This window comes from Streptomyces sp. NPDC050423, assembly GCF_040655445.1.
Lineage (GTDB): Bacteria > Actinomycetota > Actinomycetes > Streptomycetales > Streptomycetaceae > Streptomyces.
Window position 1 is genome coordinate 50,025 of record NZ_JBFAJY010000024.1, and the last position, 25,131, is coordinate 75,155.

Here is a 25,131-nt window from a genome sequence, read left to right on the forward strand (position 1 = left end):
GCGCACCCCGCGGAGCTGCGCTTCACATAGGGCCGCGGTGCGGTGGTGCGCGCAGCCGCTCTCCCGGACCACGAGGGCCCGGGGTCTCAGGCGGAGATGCCATCGATCCGGGCCATCGCGTCGTCCGCTCCGAACGGTTGCAGATAGGGCAGCCAGCGCGGGTCGCGGTGGCCCGTGCCGATGATCCGCCAGGCGAGTCCGGTCGGCGGGGCGGGCGGCTGGTGGAGCCGCCAGCCGAGCTCGGGCAGGTGCCGGTCGGCCTTGACGTGGTTGCAGCGGCGGCAGGCCGCCACCACGTTCTCCCAGGCGTGCTGTCCGCCGCGGCTGCGCGGAATGACGTGGTCGACGCTGGTCGCGGCGGCGCCGCAGTACATGCAGCGCCCGCCGTCCCTGGCGAAGAGCGCCCGGCGGGTCAGCGGGACGGGGCCCCGGTAGGGGACGCGCACGAACCGCTTCAGGCGGACGACGCTGGGTGCCGGGACGGCACGGGTGGCACTGTGCATGAAGGCGCCGGACTCCTCAAGGCAGATGGCCTTGTTCTCCAGGACGAGGACGAGCGCGCGGCGGAGCGGTACGACGCCGAGCGGCTCGTACGACGCGTTGAGAACCAGGACATGCGGCACGGTTGATGCCTCCTTGTACGCCGGCGACGCGTGGCTCGCGCCGGGACGATCCGATCTCAGTCTCCCCTCCGGCCTGGTCGAAGCGCCACCACGTCCGGGTAACGGGCCGGGAGGATTTTCCTCCGGTCCGTGCCGTCCGTACGACGGGAACGGGCCGGAACAGGCGCTTCAGGGGCCCTGCCGCCGGTGCCGCGCGCCCGATGTGCGATCGGCCACACGCGGGGCCGCCGGCCTGGTCCCTTACCTGCTCCATATCCCCGGGTGAGACGTGTCTCTCCCCTCGATCACGGCAACGGAGCACGCCCGATACCCCGTTAGTGTGGTTGGTCAGCGCTCGCCCAACTGGAGGTTTCACCGTGTCCCTGTCCGCCCTGTTGGCAGCGGCCCAGTCACCCGGGTCCGGTGGCTCGCTGGACGAGGCCGCGAAGCAGGCAGGCAACGCCGCGGGCTGGGTGGAGCAGAACTGGTCCACCTGGCTGAACACCGGTCTGCGGATCGTGCTCATCGCCGCCATCGCGATCGTGCTGCGCACAGCGGTCCGCCGTGCCCTGACCAAGCTCATCGAACGCATGAACCGCAGCGCCCAGGCGGTGGAGGGCACCGCGCTGGGCGGTCTGCTGGTCAACGCGGAGCGCCGCCGCCAGCGCTCGGAGGCGATCGGTTCGGTACTCCGTTCGGTGGCCTCGTTCCTGATCCTCGGCACCGCGGCCCTGATGATCCTGGGCGCGTTCCAGATCAATCTGGCCCCGCTGCTGGCCTCCGCCGGGGTCGCCGGGGTGGCGCTCGGCTTCGGTGCCCGCAACCTGGTCACCGACTTCCTCTCCGGCGTCTTCATGATCCTGGAGGACCAGTACGGCGTCGGCGACACCATCGACGCGGGCGTCGCCTCCGGCGAGGTCATCGAGGTCGGTCTGCGGGTCACCAAGCTGCGCGGCGACAACGGCGCGATCTGGTACGTCCGCAACGGCGAGGTGAAGCGGATCGGCAACCTCAGCCAGGGCTGGTCCACCGCGGGCGTCGATGTGCAGGTGCGCCCCACGGAGGACCTCGAACAGGTCGGTACGGTCATCACCGAGGCCGCCCAGCAGATGGCCAAGGAGGACCCGTGGACCGAGCGCCTGTGGGGTCCGGTGGAGATCCTGGGCCTGGACACGGTGCTGCTGGACTCGATGACCGTCCGGGTGACCGCCAAGACGATGCCGGGCAAGGCCCTGGGCGTGGAGCGCGAGCTGCGCTGGCGGATCAAGCACGCCTTCGACGAGGCGGGCATCCGCATGATCGGCGGCGTCCCGGCCCAGGCCGGTGAGCCCTCGGCCGCCGACCCTACGGCCTCCATGGCCGCCCCCTCGGCGTACGCCTCGGCCACCTCACCCCAGTCCCTGGCGACGACCCCGATCGTCCAGCCCCCGAACATCTCCAAGTAGCGAGCGGCCGTACGCCGTACGGGTGAGGGGCGCCCCGCGAGGTCTGCGGGGCGCCCCTCACCCGTTCCCGGCCGACCGGCCCGCCTGCGATGGATCCGGGCCAACTCGGTTCACCGTCCGCCCTGTTGGGAATGGACTCCGACGGGGCACCTGCGGGGCGCGGGGCCGCCACCCGCACCACCGGCCCCCGCCCAGGTAACGCTTTGGTTGCCACAGCGGTGCAGACCATTGACGCCCAGGTGACGCGCGCCCTACGGTCCTCTCACCGAATAGGAAACTTTCCTAACAGAGGGCAGGTGCAGTGATCATGGCCGGAACCACGCCGGGTACCCCCCGCGTTCTGCGGGCCATGAACGACCGGGCCGCCCTCGACCTGCTGCTGGAGCACGGGCCCCTTTCGCGGACCAGGATCGGGAAGCTGACGGGCCTCTCGAAGCCCACCGCCTCCCAGCTGCTGGCCCGGCTGGAGGCGGCCGGTCTGGTCGTCGCCACCGGGACCGCGGCCGGGCGTCCGGGACCCAACGCACAGCTCTACGCCGTCAACGCCTCGGCCGCCCATGTGGCGGGGCTCGACGTGAACGCCCAGCGGATCGTCGCCGCCGTCGCCGATGTGACCGGTGAGACGGTCGGGGAGTTCGAGCTGCGGACCCCGGGGCGGCGCGCCGACAGCGTGGTGCGGCAGGTGGCGGACGCGCTGGACGGGGCGGTCAAGGACGCCGGGCTGACCCGCTCGGACGTGCACCGGCTCGTCATCGGCACGCCGGGCGCCTTCGACCCGGGCACGGGCAGGCTGCGGTACGCCTCGCACCTGCCCGGCTGGCACTCCCCGACCCTGCTGGACGAGCTGGCCGCCTTCCTGCCGATGCCGGTCGAGTACGAGAACGACGTGAACCTCGTCGCGGTGGCCGAACAACGGCTCGGCGCGGCCCGGGGGCACGACGACTTCGTCCTGCTGTGGAACGAGGAGGGTCTCGGCGCCGCCCTCGTCATCAACGGCCGGCTGCACCGGGGCTTCACCGGCGGCGCCGGTGAGGTCGGGTTCCTGCCGGTGCCGGGCGCGCCACTGGTCCGGCAGGTCACCAAGGCCAACTCGGGCGGCTTCCAGGAGCTGGCCGGTGCCCAGGTGCTCGCCAGGCTGGCCCGTGAGCTGGGCATCGACGACGAGGCGGTCCGCGGTCCCGGCACCCACCACGAGATCGCCGCCGCCCTGGTGGGCAGCGCGGCCGAGGCCGTGGAGCGGGGCGAGGACGGGCCGTACGGCCGGCTGCTCGATCAGTACGCCACCGGTCTGGCGACCGGCCTCGCCTCCATGCTCGCCGTCCTGGACCCCGAGGTCGTCGTGCTGTCGGGAGAGCTGATCTCCCGCGGCGGGGAACCGCTGCGCGGCCGGGTGGCGGCCGAGCTCGCCGAGCTCGCGGCGTCCCGGCCCCGGCTGATCGCCGGTGAGGTCATCCACCGGCCCGTACTGCGCGGCGCGCTGGAGAGCGCGCTCGCCACCACCCGCGACGAAGTGTTCGACACCTCGCGCTGAACCCCTTCGCCACCCCCCTGACGTACACCTGCCTTCCCTTCCCCGTCCCAACCCTTCATCGGGAGACACCACCATGTCCGGAAACCGCCGGAAGCCGGCCGTCGCACTCGCCGCGACCGCCGCGATAGCCCTGTTCGCCTCCGCCTGTACCGGGCAGAGCAGCTCCGGTGCCAAGGATGATGCGTCCAAGGAGACGACCATCAACTTCTGGCACGGCTGGAGTGCCCCGAGCGAGGTCAAGGGAATTCAGGACACGATCGACGCCTTCGAGAAGGCGCACCCCAACATCCATGTGAAGGTCGTCGGCAACATGACCGACGACAAGATCAACCAGGCGCTCCGCGCGGGCGGTTCCAAGGCCCCGGACGTCGTCTCGTCCTTCACCACGAACAACGTCGGCAAGTTCTGCAAGTCGAAGGCCTTCGTCGACCTCAACCCCTTCCTGAAGAAGGACGGGATCGACGCGGACGCGACCTTCCCGAAGGCGATGAACGAGTACACCCAGTTCGAGGGCGTGCGCTGCACGGTCCCGCTGCTCGGTGACGCGTACGGCCTCTACTACAACAAGGACGCGTTCAAGGCGGCCGGCATCACCAGCCCGCCCAAGACCTGGTCCGAGCTGGCCGCCGACGCGAAGACGCTGACGAAGCCGAAGGGCGACTCGTACGAGCAGCTCGGCTTCATGCCGAACTACCACGGCTACGAGTCGACCACCGAGCACTACCTCGGTGGCTGGGACCCGTCGTACTTCGACGCGGACGGCAAGTCGAACATCGCCAAGGACCCCTCGTTCGCCGCCATGCTCACCAACCAGAAGAAGCTGGTCGACTCGCTGGGCGGCTATCAGAAGCTGGAGAAGTTCCGTACCGGCTTCGGTGACGAGTGGGGCGCCAAGCACCCGTTCCACACCGGCCAGGTGGCCATGCAGCTGGACGGCGAATGGCGTCTGGGCATGGCCGAGGAGACCAAGCCGAAGTTCGAGATCGGCGTCGCCCCGATGCCCGTCGCGGACGACCAGGCCGACACGTACGGCAAGGGCTATCTGACCGGGACCATCGCCGGGATCGCCGCCACCTCGTCCAAGCAGAACGCCGCCTGGGAGCTGGTGAAGTTCATGACGACCGACACCGACGCGGTGGTGAACTTCGCCAACGCCATTCACAACGTGCCGTCCACGCTGGCCGCGCTGAAGTCGCCGAAGCTGAAGTACGACCCGCGCTTCAAGACGTTCCTGGACATCGCCGCCAACCCGAAGAGCACCACCACCCCGCCCTCGGTGAACGGCGGCGCGTACCTGGTGTCCCTGCAGAACCTCGGTTTCGACATCGAGAAGGGCAACCAGAAGGACATCAAGGCGGGTCTGGAAAAGACCGCCAAGGAGATCGACGCCGCGATCGCACAGGCGAAGTAGCACCACGATGAGCACGTACACACTCCGTTCGAAGCGCCGCCGTTCGGCGCTTCGGACGGCGGCCTTCATGTCGCCGTGGCTGATCGGGTTCTGTGTCTTCTTCGCCTACCCGCTGATCTCCACGCTCTATTTCTCCTTCACCAGCTACGACGGTTTCTCGGCCCCGGAGTTCAGCGGGCTGAAGAACTGGTCGTTCGTCTTCAACGAGTACCCGCTGTTCTGGCCCGCCCTGCGCAACACGCTGTGGCTGGTCCTGGTCATGGTGACCTGCCGGGTGGTGTTCGGACTCGGTGTCGGCATGCTGATCACCAAGATCAAGACGGGCACCGGAGTCTTCCGGACGCTCTTCTACCTGCCGTACCTCGCGCCGCCGGTCGCCGCCACGCTGGGTTTCGTCTTCCTGCTCAACCCGGGTACCGGACCGGTCAACTCGATCCTCGGCGAGCTCGGGCTGCCGACCCCGGGCTGGTTCACCGACGCCGCCTGGTCCAAGCCCGCGCTGACCGCGCTCGCGGTCTGGGGGGTGGGCGACCTGATGGTGATCTTCATGGCCTCGCTCCTGGACGTCCCCAAGGAGCAGTACGAGGCGGCGGAGCTGGACGGGGCGTCCTCGTACCAGCGGTTCCGCTTCGTCACACTGCCGAACATCTCGCCGATCATCATGTTCGCCGTGGTCACCGGCATCATCCAGACGATGCAGTACTACACCCAGCCACTCGTGGCGGGGAAAGTCGCCTCGGGTGTCATGGGCGGCTCCGGGCAGCAGTTCGAACCGGGCTATCCCGACAAGTCGACACTGACGCTTCCACAGCTCGTCTACAACCTCGGTTTCCAGCGCTTCGACTACGGCTCCGCCTGTGTGGTCGCGCTCGTTCTCTTCGTCCTCGCCATGGCGTTCACCGCACTGCTGATGCGGCGCCGCAGCGGACTGATCCAGGCAGGTGAGTGACGTGGCGCAGGTTCTCGACACCCCGAAGGCCGGCGGGCCGGTGAGCGACCCCGTCACCCCGGCCGCGCGCGTCGCGCGCCGCAAGGCGCTGTTGCACTGGATCGCCGTGCACTCGCTCGGCGTCGCGGCCGCACTCTTCTTCGTGCTGCCGTTCGTCTTCCTCCTCCTCACCTCGCTGATGAGCGACCAGCAGGCACTGACCCGTGACCTGTGGCCGCACCCCTTCGAGTGGAGCAACTACAAGGAGGTGTTCAACACCCCGGGCTTCCTGACCTGGTGGAAGAACACCCTGCTGTACGCGGGTCTGGGCACCGTCCTCACGGTGGTGTCCTCGCTGCCCGTGGCCTACGCGCTCGCCAAGTTCCGCTTCCGCGGCCGGCACCTGTCGCTGATGCTCGTCATCTCGATGATGATGCTGCCGCCGCAGGTCGTCGTCATCCCGATGTACCTGTTCTGGGCCAAGCAGCTGGACATGTCCGGCACGCTGTGGCCGCTGATCATCCCGATGGCGTTCGGCGACGCGTTCTCCATCTTCCTGCTGCGGCAGTTCCTGCTGACCATTCCGAACGAGTACCTCGACGCGGCGAAGGTCGACGGCTGCGGTGAGTTCCGCACCCTGCTCCGCGTCGTGATACCGATGGCCAAGCCGGGCATCGCCGCCGTCGCACTCTTCCAGTTCTTCTACGCCTGGAACGACTACTTCGGACCGCAGATCTACGCCTCGGAGAACCCGGGGGCGTGGACGCTGAGTTATGGACTGGAGTCCTTCAAGGGCGCACACCACACCGACTGGAACCTGACCATGGCCGCGACCGTTCTGGTCATGGCCCCTGTGATCGTCGTCTTCTTCTTCGCACAGAAGGCCTTTGTCGAAGGCGTCACACTGACCGGAGTAAAGGGCTGATTCATGAAGCTCGCAGTAGTGGGTGGCGGGTCCACCTACACACCTGAACTGATCGACGGTTTCGCACGGCTGCGGGACACCCTGCCGGTCGAGGAGCTGGTGCTCGTCGACCCGGCGGCCGACCGGCTCGAACTCGTCGGGGGCCTCGCACGGCGGATCTTCGCCAAGCAGGGCCACCCGGGGCGGATCGTCACCACCACGGACATCGACGCGGGCGTGGCCGACGCCGACGCGGTGCTCCTCCAGCTCCGCGTGGGCGGCCAGGCCGCCCGCGGCAAGGACGAGACATGGCCGCTGGAATGCGGCTGCATCGGCCAGGAGACCACCGGCGCCGGCGGCCTCGCCAAGGCCCTGCGCACCGTCCCGGTCGTCCTGGACATCGCCGAGCGCGTCCGGCGCACCAACCCGAACGCGTGGATCATCGACTTCACCAACCCCGTCGGCATCGTGACCCGGGCGCTGCTCCAGGCCGGTCACAAGGCCGTCGGCCTGTGCAACGTGGCGATCGGCTTCCAGCGCAAGTTCGCCCGGCTGCTCGACGTGACCCCCGGTGAGGTGCATCTCGACCACGTCGGGCTGAACCACCTGACCTGGGAGCTCGGGGTGCGCCTCGGCGGCCCCGAGGGCGAGAACGTGCTGCCGCGGCTGATCGCCGAGCACGGCGACGCGATCGCGGACGACCTGCACATGCCGCGGGCGATCGTGGACCGCCTCGGCGTCGTCCCCTCGTACTACCTGCGCTACTTCTACGCGCACGACGAGGTCGTGCGGGAGCTCGGCACCAAGCCCTCGCGGGCGGCCGAGGTCGCCGCGATGGAGAAGGAGCTGCTCGCCATGTACGGCGACCCGGCGCTGGACGAGAAGCCCGCGCTGCTCGCCAAGCGCGGCGGGGCCTTCTACTCGGAGGCCGCCGTGGACCTGGCCGCCTCGCTGCTGGGCGGCGGCGGTTCCACGCACCAGGTGGTCAACACGTACAACAACGGGACGCTGCCGTTCCTGCCGGACGACGCGGTGATCGAGGTGCAGGCGAAGGTCGACGGGACGGGTGCGACACCGCTCGCCGTGCCGGAGCTCGACCCGCTCTACGCCGGGCTGATCGGCAATGTGACGGCGTACGAGGACCTCGCGCTGGAGGCCGCGCTGCGCGGTGGCCGCGACCGGGTGTTCAAGGCCCTGCTCGCGCACCCGCTGATCGGCCAGTTCGAGTACGCGGAGGCGCTCACCGACAAGCTGATCGCGCACAACCGGGAGCACCTGGCGTGGGCGTGAACGGTTCGGTCCTCGCGATCGATGCGGGGAACAGCAAGACCGATGTGGCACTGATCGGCGCGGACGGCACCGTGCTGTCCACGGCCCGCGGCGGCGGCTTCCAGCCGCCCGTGGTCGGCATCGGCACGGCCGTGGACGCGCTCGGCTCCGCGGTCGAACGGGCGCTGGCGGCGGCCGGCGTGGGCGTGGAGGGCGTCGCCCATGTGTCGGCCTGTCTCGCCAACGCCGATCTGCCCGTCGAGGAGGAACAGCTGACCGAGGCCCTGGGCGCCCGCGCCTGGGGCCGCACGGTGGAGGTGCGCAACGACACCTTCGCGATCCTGCGGGCCGGGGTCGACGAACCGCGCGGCGTGGCCGTCGTGTGCGGCGCGGGGATCAACTGCGTCGGCATGGTGCCGGACGGGCGCACCGCGCGCTTCCCGGCCATAGGCCGGATATCCGGCGACTGGGGCGGTGGTGCGGGCCTGGCCGAGGAGGCGATGTGGTTCGCCTCGCGGGCGGAGGACGGCCGCGGTGAGCCGACCGCACTGGCCCGTACCCTGCCCGGTCACTTCGGGCTCGACTCGATGTACGCGCTGATAGAGGCGCTGCATCTGGGCCGGATCGAGCCCGAGCGGCGGCACGAGCTGACACCGGTGCTCTTCGCGACCGGCGCGGCCGGCGACGCGGTGGCCCACGGCCTCGTGGACCGGCTGGCGGAGGAGGTCGTGGCCATGGCCTCGGTCGCGCTGTCCCGGCTCGGTCTGCTCGGCGAGCAGGCTCCGGTGGTGCTGGGCGGCAGCGTGCTGGCGGCGCGGCACCCGCAGCTGGACGACCGGATCGCCGAGCTCCTCGCGGTACGGGCCCCGAAGGCGGTGGTGCGGGTGGTGAAGGAGTCCCCGGTGCTGGGCGCCGGGCTGCTGGGCCTGGACCACACGGGCGCCGCGCCCGAGGTGCACGACAGACTGCGGGCGCAGTACGCCTGACATTCCGTGACATCAGTGGGTATCAGGGGCGTCCCGTGGCCATCGTGCTGCGGGACGCCCCTTCCGCAAGGGAACCGATCAGCCGCCCCGGACGTGTTTCTGGTTGGGGAGATCGGTTCAACTCGGGGGGATTGCGACATCGATCGTCTTGATCGATGGTGTCGGCCTTGATCGAATGCTGTTGACTGCAGTTGATTGCGTTCACGGACCGGTGCAGGATCCAGGCGTTCGCTGTATGGACGCCGGTCCCTGCGGCCATACTTCTGGCCGGGTACCAGTCCCCCGATCGGCCGGGGGGCGGGCCGCCGTCAGTGACCGAGGGGGAGGTCAAGTGACATACCCGCCGAATGTGCGCCCGGCGCCGCCGCAACGCGCGCCGGAGCGACCGCCCGCGCCCGTACCCGTACCGCCGCAGCGCAGTGGCCGCGCGGTGGCGACCGACCGGCTGCGTGCCGCGGCAACCACCGAACCGGGCCGGCTCCAGATCATCGGGGCCGTACTGGCCCTGCTCGTCGTCGCGTTCGGGGCCGTGACAGCGTTCGAGATCTCCGACCGGGCGGCCTCCGCCGACGACGTGGTGCGGCGCAGTCAGCCGCTCAGCGCGGACGCGGCGAACATCTACCGCTCGCTGGCCGATGCCGACGCCGCGGCGGCGAGCGGCTTCCTGGCCGGGCCGCAGGAGCCGCGCGCCGTCCACGACCAGTACGTGTCGGACATCGAGGAGGCCTCCCGGCTGCTGGTGAAAGCCGCGGCCAACACGGACTCGTCGACGAAGTCCGGCCACGAGATCACCAAGCTCAACGAGGAACTCCCGCGCTACACAGGGCTGATCGAGCGCGCCCGCGCGAACAACCGGCAGGGGCTGCCGCTGGGCGGCGCCTATCTCCGGTACGCGAACCAGAAGATGGCGGGCGACATGCTCCCGGCCGCCGAGCGGCTGTACACGGCGGAGACCGGCCGGCTCGGCCAGGACTACGACTCCGCACGGACCTGGCCGTTCTTCTCGCTCGGCATCGGTGTGATCGCGCTGGCCGTGCTGTTCTGGGCCCAGCGGCGCAACTTCCACCGGACGAACCGGGTGCTCAACCACGGACTGCTGGCGGCGACCGCGGCCTCGGTCGTGGTCCTGCTGTGGCTGGCGGTGGGGCATTCGGTGGCCCGCTCCGATCTGGCCGACGCCAATACCCGCGGGCAGCAGTCCCTGGATGTGCTCAACCGGGCGCGCATCAACTCGCTGAAGGCACGCGCCAACGAGAACCTCACGGTCGTAGCCCGGGGTGCGGTGCTCACTGCTGACGGCAAGAGCGACAAGTACGAGACCGACTACGGCACGGGCATGAAGGCGCTCGTCGAAGAGCTGGGCAAGGCCTCGAAGCTCGCCGAGGACACCCACGACACCGCGGGAAGCGAACCGGTGGCGAAGGCCGTCCGGAGTGTCACCGAGTGGCAGAGCCGCCACCGGACCGCCCGCAAGACCGACGACAGCGGCGACTACGACGCCGCGCTGAAGCAGATCATCGGGTCGGGGGACTCGACCAAGGGCTCGACCGGTGAGTCGTTCAACCGGGTGGACAAGGCGCTGCGGCAGGCGCTCGCCCATGAGCAGGACGAATTCACCCGGGCCGCCAAGGACGGGCGCGGTGCGCTGGGCGGGCTGCCGATCGGCGCGGCGGCACTCGCCGTGCTGGGCGCGGTCGCCGCGATCGTCGGGGTCAACCGCAGGCTCTCGGAGTTCCGGTGACAGGGGGAGCGATGACAGGGAAGGACGAGCCCAGGACGGGGCCCACGGGCCCGCTGCGCAGGCTGCGCGGCTGGGGCGGTGTGACCGCCATGGCCGCGGCCTGCGCGGTGACGGCGGCGCTGACCCTGCTGCCGCTCTCCCACAGCGGGGACGACGCCTTCAGCCAGGACGTCACGGGGCCGGGCGCCGCACGCGGTGTGCAGACGCGGGCCGCCGACTGCACCGATCCGGACGCCAGCCTGGAGCCCTCCCTCGCGGGCGGCGAAACCATCGACCGCATCAAGGCGCGCGGAAAGCTGATCGCGGGCGTCGACCAGAACAGCTTCCAGTGGGGGTACCGCAATCCGGAGTCCCGGGATCTCGAAGGCTTCGACATCGATCTGGTGCGGGCCATCGCCAAGGACATCCTGGGCGACCCGGACGATGTGATCTTCCGGGCGATCCCCACCAACCAGCGGATCGCCGCCCTGGAGAACGACAAGGTCGACGTCGTCGTCCGGACGATGACGATCAACTGCGCCCGGCTCGACCAGGTCTCGTTCTCCACGGCCTACTTCCAGGCCGGGCAGCAGGTCCTCGCGCCGAAGGAATCCACGATCACCGGATACAACCCCTCGCTGGCCGGCAAGCGGGTCTGCACGGCGGAGGGGTCCACGGCGTACGAGGCGCTGGAGAAGCAGTCGTTCGGCTCGGTGTTCAGGGACAAGCACGACGGCACCGACGCGGACGAGGACCTGCTCACCGTCCCCAACCAGTTGGACTGCCTGGTGCGGCTCCAGATGGGCGAGGTCGACGCGATCGTCACGGACAACGCCCTCGCGGCCGGCCAGGCCGCCCAGGACCCGGCCGTGGAGCTGAAGGGCGACAAGCCGTTCACCAAGGAGTACTACGGCGTGGCCACGAAGAAGGGTGCCGACGACCTGGTGGCGCGGGTCAACCAGGTGCTGGTCGACTACCGCGCCGGGGGCAAGGACAGCCCCTGGATGCGGTCGTACCGCAGCTGGCTGCAGGACGGTCTGCCCGGAATCAAGGGGCCGCCGATGCCCAAGTACCGCAGCAACTAGGCCTGTCCTTCGGATCAGGCAGATCCTGCCGGGCCCCGTCCGGCAGGGAGATCGGAGAGGTGATCGATGGGCGTCGCGGGCCCCTTCCCCAGCTACGCGGCCCGGCCCCCCGGCCCGGTCATGGACCGGGACGAGGCGGACCGTGCGCTGGCCCGGCTCGGTGCGGAGCACGAGGCGATCGAGACCTCGCTCCTCGCCCTCCAGGACCACGCCGGGCGCCGTCTCCTGGAGGGCGCCGAGCTCACCGGTGTCACCAAGGAGCGCTGGAGCGCCACCGAGCAGTCGATCACGCTGCTGTGGGGCTACTTCGACGCGTACGCGGGGGTGCTGGCCGAGGCCCGTGAGGTGCGGGCCCGGCGGCGCCACCCCAACCGGGAGGACCTGGCGGCCCTGACCGAACTGCTGCGCGGCGAGGGCGTCACGGTGGCGCACGCCGCCGCCCGGCCCGATCCGTCGGTCACCGGCCCGGCCAGGCTCTCCGAGCGGTTCACGCTCGCGGAGCTGGTCAACCGGATGAACGAGCTGTACGCGCGCTCGCTGGACATGGTCGTCGCCTCCGACTCCGTGTGGTCGGCGATGCCCGCCCGGATAGATCTGCTCGCCGCCGAGCTGCGCCGCACCAGCTCGCTCGCACACTCGGTCGGGGTACGGCCGGGCGAGCACCCGTCGGGGGACGACCTGGAGTCGATCACCCGGGAACTGGCCACGCTGCGGGTGCAGGTGATCTCCGATCCGCTGGCGTTCTGGCTGCCGGGGCCCGGCAGCTCGGCGCCCGGCGGCGGCCGTCCGGACACCGCGCGCTACGACCGGGCGGCCCGCGCGCTGGACGAGGTGCGGCGGGAGATCGAGGCGGTGCTCGCGGTCCGGCAGGACGCCGAGCAGCGGCTGGTCCAGTTGCGCGACGTGCTCTCCCGGGCTGACCGCACCCTGGCCGAGGCCCGGTCGGCGCGCGGCGAGGTGCTGGCGAAGATCGCCGCCTCCGAGGTGCCGGCGGTCAACGGTCCGCCGACCGCGCTCCAGGAGCGTCTCGCCGCGGCCTCGGAGTACCGCAGGCACGCGCAGTGGCACCGGCTCTCACCGCTCCTGGAGACCCTGGAGCGGCAGGCCGAGGAGGAGTTGCTGCGGGCCAGGGAGCAGCTGACGGCGGTCACCGCCCCGCTCGCCGTGCGGGCGGAGCTGCGCGGCCGGCTGGACGCGTACAAGGCGAAGGTGGCCCGGCACGGCCTGGCGGAGGACCCGGTCCTCATCGAGCGCTACGACGCGGCGCGCCGGATGCTGTGGAGCGCGCCCTGCGATCTGAGGGTCGCCGCACAGACGGTGCAGCGCTATCAGGACGCGGCACTGGAACTGCTGGGGCAGCGGCGCGCGTCCGGACCTGAAGACCGGCGGGGGCGGCCGTGAGGCGCCCGGTGCCATCGGGGCACCCGCCGGGCGGGACAGACAGTGACGGAGAGACGGGGCCGCTGCGGCGGCGGGGCGAACAGGGGGAATGACCATGAGTACGCAGTGCCAGCGCCCCGCGTGCGAGGGCAGTTACGAGGACATGGGCGGCGGTGAGCTGTACTGCGACACCTGCGGTCTGGCTCCGGTCGTCTCGCCGAGGGGGTCTTCCCCGTCCGAGCCGGGCGGCGAACAGGGGGACGGCATGGTGAGCTCGCCGCCCACCGGCATCGCGGGCGGCGGCAGGGGCAGCAACAGCTCATCGGCGCGGAGCAGTTCGCGAGGGTCGTCGAGCGCGTCATCGAGGGCGTCCTCGCGGTCCTCCTCGCGCTCGTCGACCTCGCGGCGGTCGGTGTCGGGGCGGCTCTCGCGGGCGCTGTCCGGCAAGGGGACGTCGCGTTCGGTCTCGGTGCGCTCCTCGGGGGCGTCCACCGGTGTCTCGGGCCGGAACCGGCTGGGTGCCGGGCTGGTGCTCGTGCCGGACGTGCCGCGTCCCGATCCGCGCACCGCGGTGATGGAGAACCCGGAGGTGCCCGAGCGGAAGCGGTTCTGTTCGCGTTCGGACTGCGGGGCGCCGGTGGGCCGGGCCAGGGGCGAGCGGCCGGGGCGCACGGAGGGGTTCTGCACCAAGTGCGGCCACCCGTACTCCTTCATGCCCAAGCTCCAGGGCGGTGACGTCGTGCACGGCCAGTACGAGGTCGCGGGCTGTCTGGCGCACGGCGGGCTCGGCTGGGTGTATCTCGCGGTGGACCGCGCGGTCTCCGACCGCTGGGTGGTCCTCAAGGGCCTGCTCGACACCGGTGACCAGGACGCCATGGCGGCCGCCATCTCCGAGCGCCGCTTCCTCGCCGAGATCGAGCACTCCAACATCGTCCGCATCTACAACTTCGTCGAGCACCTCGACCAGCGGACCGGTTCGCTCGACGGCTACATAGTCATGGAGTACGTCGGCGGCAAGGCGCTCAAGGAGATCGCCAACGAGCGTCGCACCCCGGCCGGGAAGCGGGACCCGCTGCCGGTCGAGCAGGCGTGCGCGTTCGGCATCGAGGCGCTGGAGGCGCTGGGTCATCTGCACAGCCGCAACCTGCTCTACTGCGACTTCAAGGTGGACAACGCGATCCAGACCGAGGACCAGCTGAAGCTGATCGACATGGGCGCGGTCCGCAGGATGGACGACGACGAGTCGGCCATCTACGGCACGGTGGGGTACCAGGCGCCGGAGGTCGCGGAGGTCGGCCCGTCGGTCGCCTCCGACCTGTACACGGTCGCGCGGACGCTCGCGGTGCTCACCTTCGATTTCCAGGGCTACACGAACGTCTTCGTGGACTCGCTGCCCGACCCGGACAACATCGAGGTGTTCCGGACGTACGAGTCGTTCTACCGGCTGCTGGTGCGGGCCACCGACCCCGATCCGGCCCGGCGGTTCGCCTCCGCCTCGGAGATGGCGGAGCAGGTGATGGGCGTGTTGCGGGAGGTGGTGTCGCTCCAGACGGGGCGCCCGCGTCCGGCACTGTCGACGCTGTTCGGTGCGGAGATGCGGGTCACCGACACGGAGCTGTTCACCCTCCTGACCGGCGAGGTGTCCCGGCTCGGGGCGCGGAACCCGGCGCCCCGCGGGTCCGGGCTCTTCGGCCGGCGCAAGGGTGTCGGAGCGGTCGCGGTGGCACCGCTCGCACCGCCGCCCGCCGCGGTGGCCCCGCCGGGCGGTGTCCCGGGCGCGCTGCCCGCCGGACCGCCTCCCGGATTCGCCGCGGGCGCCGGTCCGCTGCCCTCGTCCGCCACGCATGTCAGCGGCGGCGCGAACGGTGGCTCCGGGAACGGCGCCGCACCCGCGTACCCGCGGCAACAGCCGCAGGCGGCCGTTCCGGCCCCCCGGTCCCCGCTCCCGGACACCGGTGCCCCATCGGGGGCGCATGACCCGTACGGCACCGGCGGGCCCCGGCTGGCCGGGCTCGACGTACGGGGGACGTCGCTCGCGCTGCCGGTTCCCCGGGTCGACGCGAACGACCCCAACGCGGGTTTCCTGGCCGGGGTGATGGCGTCGGCACCCGCCGAACTGATCGCCGCGCTGCAGGCCGTACCGGCCGCCTCGCTGGAGACCAGGCTGCGCGAGCTGCGCGCCTTCCTGGAGATGAGCGACCTCGGTGCCGCGCAGGAGACCCTGACCACCCTTGAGCTGAAGCATCCGGACGACTGGCGGGTGGTCTGGTACCGCGGCATCACCTCCCTGGTGACGGGTGACAACGAGAACGCGGCGCTGTCCTTCGACGCGGTCTACGACGCCTTTCCCGGGGAGCCCGCGCCCAAGCTGGCGCTGGGCGTCTGCGCGGAGGTGCTGGGCCAGCTGGACAACGCCGCCGAGTACTACCGGCTGGTGTGGGCGACCGACCCGAGTTTCGTGAGTGCCGCGTTCGGCCTGGCCCGGGTGCAGATCGCCGCCGGGGACCGGAGCGGGGCCGTCCGGTCGCTGGAGTCCGTGCCGGAGGCGTCGATCCACTACACGGCGGCCCGGGTCGCCGCGGTACGGGCACGGCTGCGCGGCCGGGCCCCGGACGACCCCCTGATCGTCGATCTGATGGCGGCCTCGGCCCAGGTCTCGGGGCTGGCCGGTCTCGGTCTGGACGCGGTGCGCCGGGAGCGGTTGTCGACCGAGGTGCTGGGGACGGCGCTCGACTGGGTACTCTCCGGGAGTCCCACGGCTCACCCATCGGCCCCGCAGTCGCCCGCGCACGGCGGGGCACAGGGGCCGAGGACGCTGCTCGGCAGTGAGTTGGACGAGCGCGGCCTGCGTTTCGGGCTGGAGCGCTCGTACCGGATGCTCGCCCGGCTTGCGGAGCCCGGCGACGAGAGGATCGAACTGGTGGAGCGGGCCAACCGTTTCCGCCCCCGAACGTGGGTGTGAAGATGTCGCAGAACGACCAGGAGACGGCCTTGCCGAGGTGTCCCGGCTGCGAGGAGCCGCTGGAGCCGGGGGATCTGTTCTGCGGTGCGTGCGGGTACGACCTGTCGGCCGTGCCCGAGCCGCCGCGGGACCGCCCGACGATCGCCATCACCACCGCGGCGGGTGCCCCGGCGGTGGCCGGCCCCGAAGAGCCGGGCGCGTCCGGCGACTTCGAGCTGGCGGCGCCGGTGACGGCCGCCGACGGCACGGCGCCCGATCCCCGGGCCGCCGCGGCCCCCGTCGCGGCCCCGCCCGCCGGGACCAAGGTGTGCGTGGCCTGCCGGGCCGGCCGGGTCGACAACGACGGCTACTGCGAGAACTGCGGCCATGCCCAGCCCCGCGAGCGGGACCACATGGAGCAGGAGCTCGGCTCGGTCGCCGCGGTCACCGACCGCGGACTGCGCCACCACCGCAACGAGGACTCGTTCGCGATCTCGACGACCGCGCTGCCCGACGGCACCCCGGCCGTCCTGGCGATCGTCTGCGACGGGGTGTCGTCGGCGAGCCGTCCCGACGAGGCGTCGGCCGCCGCCACGACCGCCGCCAACGAGTCGCTGCTGGAGTCGCTGCCGCGCGGCACGCATCCGCAGCAGGCGATGCACGAGGCGATCGTGGCGGCCTCCGAGTCGGTCAACCGGCTTGCCCAGGAGCCCGGTCGGGCCGCGGAGCAGGATCCGCACCGCCATCAGAACGCCCCGGCGTGCACGCTGGTCGGCGCGATCATGGCCAATGGGCTGCTGTTCGTCGGCTGGGTCGGTGACAGCCGTGTGTACTGGGTGCCCGAGGACCGGAGCAGTCCACCGGCCCGGCTCACCGAGGACGACTCCTGGGCCGCGCAGATGGTCGCGGCGGGCCTGATGAACGAGGCGGAGGCGTACGCGGACGAGCGGGCCCACGCCATCACGGGCTGGCTGGGCGCCGACTCCTACGAACTGGAGCCGCACACCGCCTCGTTCAAACCGGACCGGCCGGGCGTCGTCGTGGTCTGCACGGACGGCTTGTGGAACTACGCGGAGTCCGCGGCCGAGATGTCCGCCGCGGTGCCCGCCGACGCGTACGAACGGCCGCTGCACGGCGCCCAGGTGCTGGTGGGCCACGCGCTCGACGGTGGGGGCCACGACAACGTAACAGTGGCTCTGCTGCCGTTCGCCGTACCGGTGCAAGGGGCAGGATCCGCCTACAGCGGCGGTTGAGTCCCGTTCCGCCCGCCCCACGCACCTCCGATGCCTTTGTCCGCAAATCTGTCTTCATCTGACACGTGGAGCCTCAAGGAGCCGATCAGATGGCCAACTTCTCCAAGTCGAACGTGCCGCAGTTCTCCGTCGAGGTGTACCAGAACGAGTTTCTTCCCGAGGGCGGCCGCGAGGTCAACGGCATCATCACCGTCACCTCGACCGGCGGCGGCACCACGGGTGGCGTTCCGCTGAGGAGCGGCGCCCATCCGCCCTCGCACGCAACGGGACAGGCGGCGAGCGCCGCCGTGGTGATCATGGTGGACTGCTCGGGTTCGATGGACTATCCGCCCACGAAGATGCGCAACGCCCGCGATGCGACGGCGGCGGCCATCGACACCCTGCGCGACGGCACCGCCTTCGCCGTGATCGGCGGTACGCACGTCGCCAAGGAGGTCTACCCGGGCAACGGGCGGCTCGCCACGGCGGATCCGCAGACCAGGGCCCAGGCGAAGGAGGCCCTGCGCCGGCTCGCCGCGGGCGGCGGTACGGCGATCGGGACCTGGCTGCGGCTGGCCGACCGGCTGCTGGGCGCCGCCGAGGTGAGCATCCGGCACGGCATCCTGCTGACCGACGGGCGCAACGAGCACGAGGCACCGGAGGACCTGCGGGCCGCGCTCGACGCCTGCTCCGGCCGGTTCACCTGCGACGCCCGCGGTGTCGGCACCGACTGGGAAGTGAAAGAGGTCACAGCGATCGCCTCCGCACTGCTCGGCACCGCCGACATCGTCGCCGATCCGGCGGGGCTGGCCGCGGACTTCACGCAGATGATGGAGAACGCGATGGGCAAGGAGGTCGCGGACGTCGCGCTGCGGCTCTGGACCCCGGTCGGCGTGGAGATCAAGTACGTGAAGCAGGTCGCGCCGACGGTCGCCGAGCTGACCGACCGCCGCACCGAGGCGGGCCCGCGCGCCGGGGACTACCCCACCGGCTCCTGGGGCGACGAGTCCCGCGACTACCACGTGTGCGTGCAGGTTCCGGAGGCCGGCATCGGTCAGGAGATGCTGGCGGCCCGGGTCTCGCTGATCCTCCCCGACCCGTCGGGCGGGGCGCCCCAGACCCTTTCGCAGGGCCTGGTACGGGCGGTGTGGACGGACGACATGGTGGCGTCGACCTCGATCAATCCGCAGGTCGCGCACTACACAGGTCAGGCGGAACTGGCACAAGTCATCCAGCAGGGACTCGATGCCCGCAAGTCGGGAGACTTCGACGGCGCGACGGCCAAACTCGGCCGTGCGGTGCAGTTGGCATCGGCGTCCGGCAACGAGGACACTGCGAAACTGCTTTCGAAGGTGGTAGACGTCGTCGACGCGGCGACCGGTACTGTGCGACTGAAGGCGAAGGTCGCGGATGCGGACGAGATGACACTCGAAACGCGTTCCACGAAGACCGTCCGCGTGAAGAAGTAACCACATATCCGCACTGATGAGCCGCCCGGCCGGACAGGTCCGCCGGGCGGCGAAGCAAGAAAAAATGACGGCCCCCGCGGCCGGACGAGGAGAGGGGGAAGCGCCGACATGCCGACCTGCCCGAACGGACACCAGTCGGGTTCCGAGGACTGGTGCGAGGTCTGCGGCCACCGCATGGCCGGGGCGGGCGGGCCTGCGGGCGCCGTTCCCCCGCCACCTCCCCCGCCGCCCGCGCCCGGCTACGGATACCCGCAGGGCCCCGGCCCGGACGCGACCGCCCACGCCGAGATCTGCCCGCAGTGCCGCACCCCGCGGGAGGCGATGGCGCCGTTCTGCGAGGAGTGCCGCTGGAACTTCCTCACGAACACGGCGACCTCGTACACACCGCTGGCCCCGCAGCACGGCGGACCGGGCGGCGGTCCCGGAGGCCCTGGCGGTCCCGGAGGCCCTGGCGGTCCCGGAGGCCCTGGCGGTCCCGGAGGCCCCGGCCCCGTTCCCGGGCTCAATCTGCCGCCGGGCTTCCAGGCGCAGCAGCCGCCCGGTGCTCCGCAGCCCCGCGATCCGTTCGAGTACCAGGGGTCGCGTCCCTCGCAGGTGAACCGGCCGGCCGAGCCGCTCCCCCCGGGGCCCGGACAGCCCGGCCCTCCCGGTCCGGGTCAGCCGCCGTTCCAGCAGGGGCAGCAGGGCCCGCCGCCTCCGCCGTCGTTCCAGCAGGGCCAGGGTCCGCAGGGCTTCCCGCAGGGGCAGCAGCACGCCCAGCAGCAGGGTTCCTCGCAGGGCTCGCCCCCGCCGCCGTCGTTCCAGCAGCACAGTGCCGCGCCCGCGTTCCAGCAGACGGCTCCCCCGGGCTTCGAGCAGCCCGGTCCGCCGGCCCCGCCGCAGCCGCAGGCCGCGCAGCCCGGCAACGACGACTGGCTGCTGTCGCCGCCGTCGCAGGCCCAGGGCCCGCAGTCCCCGATGCAGCAGCAGCCGTACCCCGGCCAGAACCAGGGGCCCGGCATGGGTCAGGACCAGGGGTCCACGAGTTGGACGGCGGTCGTCGCTCCGGACCGTGACTACTTCCTGGCGATGATGCAGCGCAGCGGCCCGGAGGCCACCGGGCTCAACCTGCCCGCGTACTCCCCGGAGCAGCACCTTCCGCTGACCGGCAACCAGATCACCATCGGCCGCCGCCGGCACAGCACGGGCGAGTCCCCCGACATCGACCTGTCGGTGCCCCCGGAGGACCCGGGTGTCTCGCACCAGCACGCGGTGCTGGTGCAACAGCCGGACAGCAGCTGGGCCGTGGTCGATCAGAACTCCACCAACGGCACCACGCTCAACGGCGCCGAGGACCCGATCCAGCCCTATGTCCCCGTTCCGCTCCAGGACGGCGACCAGGTGCACGTCGGGGCGTGGACGACGATCACGATCCGCCGGGGCTGACGGGCTTCGCACCGTGCGCGGCCGGTGAGGGACCCCCCTCACCGGCCGCGCACTGCTGTTCCGGGCTGCCACCCCTCGGTCGCCGGCTGCTGGAATCAGATAGTTCGCAGTACGAATAAGAACCCTCGCACGGGTCCGGGCGGTGGCCGTCTGCCTTATTCTGGCCGAATGCGAGAGGCCGAGGATGAGCAGATGGGATTCGTCACCGCACTGGTGCGATCCTCATTTCTGGTGAACGCCGTATATGCCGACTCCGGACGCGAGCACGGAATCACCGCACAGCAGGGCCAGCTGCTCTGCGTGCTGATGGTGCAGCCGTACGGCATGAGTGAGCTCGGATCGGTGCTGGGGCTGGCGAAGTCCAGCCTCACCGGCCTGGTGGACCGGAGCGTCCGGCGCGGTCTGGTGCGGCGCGAGGCCGACCCCGAGGACGGGCGCGCGGTCCGCGTCGCGCTGACCGCGACGGGCGACGAGCTGGCCGAGGCGTTCTGCGCGGAGGCCTGCCGACGCGTGGCGAGGCTGTCGGTCGGCCTCGACGAGACCGACCGCGAGCTGCTCGCGCGGCTGCTCGGCCGCCTGGTGCTGGAGAACAAGGTGCCGGTGGTCTTCAAGGAGCCGGACGAAGCGCCCCCTGCCCCGCTATGAGGCCTGCCCGGCGGATCATGACCGGGTAGTCCCCCGCCAATGACCACGAACGTACGATTCACGATTCCCCGCTCCCAGCGGCATGGAACAGACAAAACATTCGCGACACGAACCACATCAGTTCGCATCACGAACTGTGATATCCACGCCCGGTGAACACCCGCCGCCCGCGGGTTCCGGCGCGAAGTGGCACGATCGGCACACCCGGGCCCCGGTCGCCCGCTGGAGCGTCTGCGACGATGGACGGGTGACTGAGAACCCGCGCGACACGGTGCAGGAGCTGACCTTCTACGAACTGGTCGGCGGCGAGGAGACCTTCCGGCGCCTGGTCCACCGCTTCTACGAGGGCGTGGCCGGGGACCCACTGCTGCGGCCGATGTACCCGGAAGAGGATCTGGGCCCGGCCGAGGAGCGGTTCACGCTGTTCCTGATCCAGTACTGGGGTGGCCCGCGCACCTACAGCGACCAGCGCGGACACCCCCGGCTGCGGATGCGGCACGCGCCGTTCCGCGTGGACCGGGCCGCGCACGACGCCTGGCTGAGCCACATGCGGGTGGCGCTCGACGAACTGGCGCTGGCCCCCGAGCACGAGCGGCAGCTGTGGGACTACCTCACCTACGCGGCCGCCTCGATGGTGAACACCGAGGGCTGAGTTTCCGGCCCGCACGCGTGCGGAATCCGGTACTCCGCCACCGGATAACGGTCACGATCCCATCAAGGTGTGGCCATGGGCGGTATCCCGCGACCGGTGCACTCTGAAAGCATCCATACATCGCCGGGGGGCGTGTTCATGAGATGAGGGTGGGGGCAGGGTGACGGGGTTCGTCTTTCTGCGAGTGAGGGCGCACCGGCTCCTCCTCGCCGCGGCCGTACTGGCCGTGCTGCTCACCACGTCCGTCCTGGCCGCGCTCACCGCCTTCTCCGGCTCCATCGGCGACGCCGCGCTGCGCCACACCCTCACCCACCGGTCCGCCGCCGACGCGTCCCTCCTCATATCGGCGCAGGTCGCGCCCGAGCAGCGGGACGCGGCCGACGCCTCGGCGCGCAAGGCCGCCCACGCCACGTTCGACGGACTCCCGGTGACCGTACGGAAGCTGGAGGCGTCGGGCCCGTACGCGCTGCCACGCAGTCTGCAGACCCCGGCCGCCCGCCGCGGCGACCCCGACCTCACCCACTTCGCCTCGCTCGACCTCAGCCGCGTCCGGCTCACTGCGGGCCGGATGCCCGCCGCCGGTGCGGGGAAGACCGGCGACCCGGTCCAGGTCGCGCTGCCGGGCACCGCCGCCGAGGCCCTCGGGCTGAAGCCCGGCGCCCGGCTGACGCTCACCGACCGGCTCGGCGGCAAGCGCCTGAAGATCCAGGTCACCGGCCTCTACGAGGCAGCGGACCAAGCCGATCCGTACTGGCAGCTGGACGCGGCCGGCGGGCGCGGCGTCCGCCGGGTCGTCTTCACGACGTACGGGCCGCTGCTCACCGACCCCGCGGTGCTCGGCTCCGGCCGGACCAGTTCCGGCGAGCTCTCCTATCTGGCGTCGGCCGACTTCCGCGGCCTCACCACGGACCGGATGGCCGCGCTCCGCCAGTCGGCGACCGACGGCCCGAAACAGCTGCTCGCCGCCCCCGAGTTCAAGAACGGGGCGAACGCGCAGACCCAGCTGCCCACCGTTCTCGACCAGATCGACCGGGGGCTGCTCGTCTCCCGCTCGACGATGATGATCGTGGCCGTACAGCTGGTGCTGCTGGCCGGGTACACCCTGCTCCTGGTGGCCCGGCTGCTGAGCAGTGAGCGCGGTGGGGAGACCGAACTGCTGCGTGCGCGCGGCGGATCGCGTGGCCGGATCACCTCGTTCGCCGCGATCGAGGCGCTGCTGCTCGCGCTGCCCGCCGCCGTCCTCGCCCCGCTGCTCGCCGGACCGCTGACCCGGCTCCTGGCGGACCGCAGCGAGCTGTCCCGGATCGGGCTGCGGCTCGGCGGGACCGCCACCGGCACGGTGTGGCTGGTGGCCGCCGTCACCGCGCTGGCCTGCGCGCTCGCCGTGGTGGCGCCCGCGCTCGCCGCGAGCGCCGGCGGGCGCCGCTCCACCCGCGCCGCCGCACTGCCCGCGCCGGTGCGCGCGGGGGCGGACATCGGGCTGCTGGCGATCGCCGGGGTGGCGTACTGGCAGCTCGACCGGCAGACCGGGGGCGCGGGCAGCGGTGCGCTCAGCGACGACCGTGCGGGCGGCCTCGGCATCGATCCGCTGCTGGTCGTCGCGCCCGCCCTGGCCCTGCTCGCGGGCACCGTACTGACGCTTCGGCTGCTGCCGCCCGCGGCCAGGCTCGCGGAGCGCCGGGCGGCCGGCGGCCGGGGGCTGGCCACGGCGCTGGCCGGCTGGCAGTTCAGCCGCCGGCCGCTGCGCGGCGCGGGTCCGGTGCTGCTGCTGGTGCTGTCGGTCGCGATGGGCATGCTGGCCATCGGCCAGAGCGCGTCGTGGGACCGTTCGCAGAAGGACCAGGCGGACTTCAGGTCCGGCGCCCCGGTCCGGATGCTGGGCGGCGTCAACGCGGATCCGGCCAAGTCGGGCACGTACGCGCGACTGCCGGGGGTACGGGAGGCGGCGCCCGCGTACCGTACGACGCTGGAGCTCTCCGGTGGCCGCACGGCCGAGGTGCTGGCCCTGGACACCGCGCACGCCGACGAGCGGATGCTGATGCGCGGCGACCTCGCCGACGGGGAGCAGGGCCGGCTGTTCGACTCCCTCGCACCGCCGCACTCCGCACGGCCGGGACTGCTGCTGCCGCGCGACAGCACGGAACTCCGCCTCGATCTGCGCATATCGTCCGGGCCGAAGGACGGGCCGAAGACCGGGACGAAGGACGGCACACGCTCGCGGTCCGGCATGAGCCCGCTGGTCACCGTGTTGCTGGAGGACCGCTACGGCATTCCGTACCGGGTGGTCGCCGGTTCCGTGCCGGTGGACGGGAAGGCGCATCCGCTCTCGCTGAAGGTCGCCGCGGCCGGTGAGCTGTCGGTGACCGGGTTCGAGCTGGACAGCAGCCAGCCGGTCGGGCGGGACGAGTCGCACCGGCTCACCGTGAGCGGGCTGCGGACCGTGACCGCCGGCGGCACCGAACGGCCGGTGCCGGTGCCCGGCGGATTCCGCTGGCAAGCGGCCCTGACCACCGACGAGTTCGGGCAGGTCCAGCCGGGCGCCCCGCTGCACCCGGCCGGCTCGGCCGGGCAGCCGCTGACCCTCGACTACCAAACCGGATTCGTCACGGCCGAGGACGCGGCGTACGCGGTGCCGGCCCTCAATGTGCGGGTCACCGCGGCACGGGCCCCGGCGGCCGGCCTGAACGGCGTGGCCACGGACGCCTATCTGAAGGCGTCCGGTGCGCGGACCGGCCAGAGCGTGGACGTGACGCTGGCCGGTGAGACGGTCCGGGTGAAGATCGTGCGGTCCGTCCACGGGCTCCCGACGACCGGGCCCGGCTCCACCGCCTCCCTGTCCTCCGGGCAGACGCGCGCGGCCCGGGACGGCGGCGCCCTGCTCCTCGACCTCAGGGCCGTCGGCGGGATCTTCGCGGAACGTCCGAACGCCGTGCTCACCGCGACCGAGTGGTGGCTGAGCACAGCTCCCGGCCGGACCGCCGAGGTCGCGGCCGCGCTCCGGGCCCGGCCCGACACCGATCCGGCGCAGGTGCAGGTCCGGGACGAGGTCGCCGACGAGCTGGTGGGCGATCCGCTGGGTGCGGGGCCGCAGTCCGCGCTGCTCGCGGTGGCGGTCGTGGCGGCGGCGCTGGCCGGGGTCGGCTTCGCCGTGACGGCGGTCGGCTCACGGCGTGAACGGTCCGCTGAATTCGCCGTGCTGCGGGCGCTGGGGGCGCCGCGCCGACGGCTGGCCCGCATGATCGCCGCCGAGCAGGGGGTGCTGATCGCCATCGGGCTGCTGGTGGGGGCGGTCCTCGGGGCCGTACTGACCCGGGCGGTGGTGCCGCTCGTCGTGCTGACCGGGCAGGCCGCCCGGCCCGTACCGGCCGTGCTGGTGGAACTGCCCGCCGGGCAGGTCGCGGTGCTCCTCGCCTGCTTCGCCGCGCTGCCGCTGCTGATCGTCGCGGTCCTCGCCCTGCGCCGTACCGACCCCGCGCTCTCGCTGCGCCACCAGGGGGACAACTGAC

Annotated in this window: 18 protein-coding genes; 17 read left to right on the forward strand and 1 reads right to left on the reverse strand. The window is 71.8% G+C overall.

What is annotated here, in order from left to right:
* Positions 1 to 86 precede the first annotated feature (86 nt).
* A complete protein-coding gene (locus AB0I52_RS19100) occupies positions 87 to 623 on the reverse strand; it encodes an HNH endonuclease (protein WP_123471109.1) in 537 nt (178 codons plus the stop codon).
* A 356-nt stretch (positions 624 to 979) separates the two neighbouring features.
* Between AB0I52_RS19100 and AB0I52_RS19105 the strand changes: the two genes are divergently transcribed.
* The 17 genes from AB0I52_RS19105 (at position 980) to AB0I52_RS19185 (ending at position 25,130) form a co-directional block, all read left to right on the forward strand.
* On the forward strand, positions 980 to 2,047 hold the full coding sequence (locus tag AB0I52_RS19105; RefSeq protein WP_363074006.1) for a mechanosensitive ion channel family protein: 1,068 nt from the start codon (positions 980 to 982) through the stop codon (positions 2,045 to 2,047).
* Positions 2,048 to 2,354: 307 nt separating this feature from the next.
* The gene (locus AB0I52_RS19110; RefSeq protein WP_363074008.1) at positions 2,355 to 3,578 is read left to right on the forward strand and encodes an ROK family transcriptional regulator; all 1,224 of its coding nucleotides are present in this window, start codon (positions 2,355 to 2,357) and stop codon (positions 3,576 to 3,578) included.
* Positions 3,579 to 3,651: 73 nt separating this feature from the next.
* Positions 3,652 to 4,989: an ABC transporter substrate-binding protein gene (locus tag AB0I52_RS19115; protein ID WP_363074010.1), complete on the forward strand. Its 1,338-nt coding sequence runs from the start codon at positions 3,652 to 3,654 to the stop codon at positions 4,987 to 4,989.
* A gap of 7 nt (positions 4,990 to 4,996) precedes the next feature.
* Positions 4,997 to 5,938, forward strand: coding sequence for a sugar ABC transporter permease (locus AB0I52_RS19120; RefSeq protein WP_363074012.1), 942 nt, complete (start codon positions 4,997 to 4,999; stop codon positions 5,936 to 5,938).
* 1 nt (position 5,939) lies between these two features.
* Positions 5,940 to 6,842 (forward strand): carbohydrate ABC transporter permease, encoded by a 903-nt coding sequence (locus tag AB0I52_RS19125; RefSeq protein ID WP_363074014.1) that lies wholly within the window; start codon positions 5,940 to 5,942, stop codon positions 6,840 to 6,842.
* A 3-nt stretch (positions 6,843 to 6,845) separates the two neighbouring features.
* Positions 6,846 to 8,111 carry a 6-phospho-beta-glucosidase gene (locus AB0I52_RS19130; RefSeq protein ID WP_363074016.1) on the forward strand — a complete coding sequence of 422 codons (1,266 nt, stop codon included), beginning with the start codon at positions 6,846 to 6,848 and terminating at the stop codon, positions 8,109 to 8,111.
* Positions 8,102 to 9,076 (forward strand): BadF/BadG/BcrA/BcrD ATPase family protein, encoded by a 975-nt coding sequence (locus AB0I52_RS19135; protein WP_363074018.1) that lies wholly within the window; start codon positions 8,102 to 8,104, stop codon positions 9,074 to 9,076. Before AB0I52_RS19130 ends, AB0I52_RS19135 begins: the two co-directional genes overlap by 10 nt.
* Before the next feature lie 331 nt (positions 9,077 to 9,407).
* The gene (locus tag AB0I52_RS19140) at positions 9,408 to 10,817 is read left to right on the forward strand and encodes a hypothetical protein (RefSeq protein WP_363074020.1); all 1,410 of its coding nucleotides are present in this window, start codon (positions 9,408 to 9,410) and stop codon (positions 10,815 to 10,817) included.
* 89 nt (positions 10,818 to 10,906) lie between these two features.
* Positions 10,907 to 11,881, forward strand: a complete 975-nt coding sequence (locus AB0I52_RS19145) for a glutamate ABC transporter substrate-binding protein (protein ID WP_363074097.1) — start codon at positions 10,907 to 10,909, stop codon at positions 11,879 to 11,881.
* Between the two features lie 66 nt (positions 11,882 to 11,947).
* Entirely contained in the window at positions 11,948 to 13,282 is a 1,335-nt protein-coding gene (locus tag AB0I52_RS19150; protein WP_363074022.1) for a hypothetical protein, read from the forward strand.
* A gap of 94 nt (positions 13,283 to 13,376) precedes the next feature.
* Positions 13,377 to 16,223, forward strand: coding sequence for a tetratricopeptide repeat protein (locus AB0I52_RS19155; RefSeq protein WP_363074024.1), 2,847 nt, complete (start codon positions 13,377 to 13,379; stop codon positions 16,221 to 16,223).
* On the forward strand, positions 16,220 to 17,455 hold the full coding sequence (locus tag AB0I52_RS19160) for a PP2C family serine/threonine-protein phosphatase (RefSeq protein ID WP_363074099.1): 1,236 nt from the start codon (positions 16,220 to 16,222) through the stop codon (positions 17,453 to 17,455). Before AB0I52_RS19155 ends, AB0I52_RS19160 begins: the two co-directional genes overlap by 4 nt.
* A gap of 89 nt (positions 17,456 to 17,544) precedes the next feature.
* Positions 17,545 to 18,903 (forward strand): VWA domain-containing protein, encoded by a 1,359-nt coding sequence (locus AB0I52_RS19165; RefSeq protein ID WP_363074026.1) that lies wholly within the window; start codon positions 17,545 to 17,547, stop codon positions 18,901 to 18,903.
* 108 nt (positions 18,904 to 19,011) lie between these two features.
* Positions 19,012 to 20,328 (forward strand): FHA domain-containing protein, encoded by a 1,317-nt coding sequence (locus tag AB0I52_RS19170; protein WP_363074028.1) that lies wholly within the window; start codon positions 19,012 to 19,014, stop codon positions 20,326 to 20,328.
* Between the two features lie 192 nt (positions 20,329 to 20,520).
* The gene (locus AB0I52_RS19175; protein WP_363074101.1) at positions 20,521 to 20,973 is read left to right on the forward strand and encodes a MarR family winged helix-turn-helix transcriptional regulator; all 453 of its coding nucleotides are present in this window, start codon (positions 20,521 to 20,523) and stop codon (positions 20,971 to 20,973) included.
* Between the two features lie 247 nt (positions 20,974 to 21,220).
* A complete protein-coding gene (locus tag AB0I52_RS19180) occupies positions 21,221 to 21,625 on the forward strand; it encodes a globin (RefSeq protein ID WP_363074030.1) in 405 nt (134 codons plus the stop codon).
* Positions 21,626 to 21,785: 160 nt separating this feature from the next.
* Positions 21,786 to 25,130, forward strand: a complete 3,345-nt coding sequence (locus AB0I52_RS19185) for an ABC transporter permease (RefSeq protein ID WP_363074032.1) — start codon at positions 21,786 to 21,788, stop codon at positions 25,128 to 25,130.
* Position 25,131 lies beyond the last annotated feature (1 nt).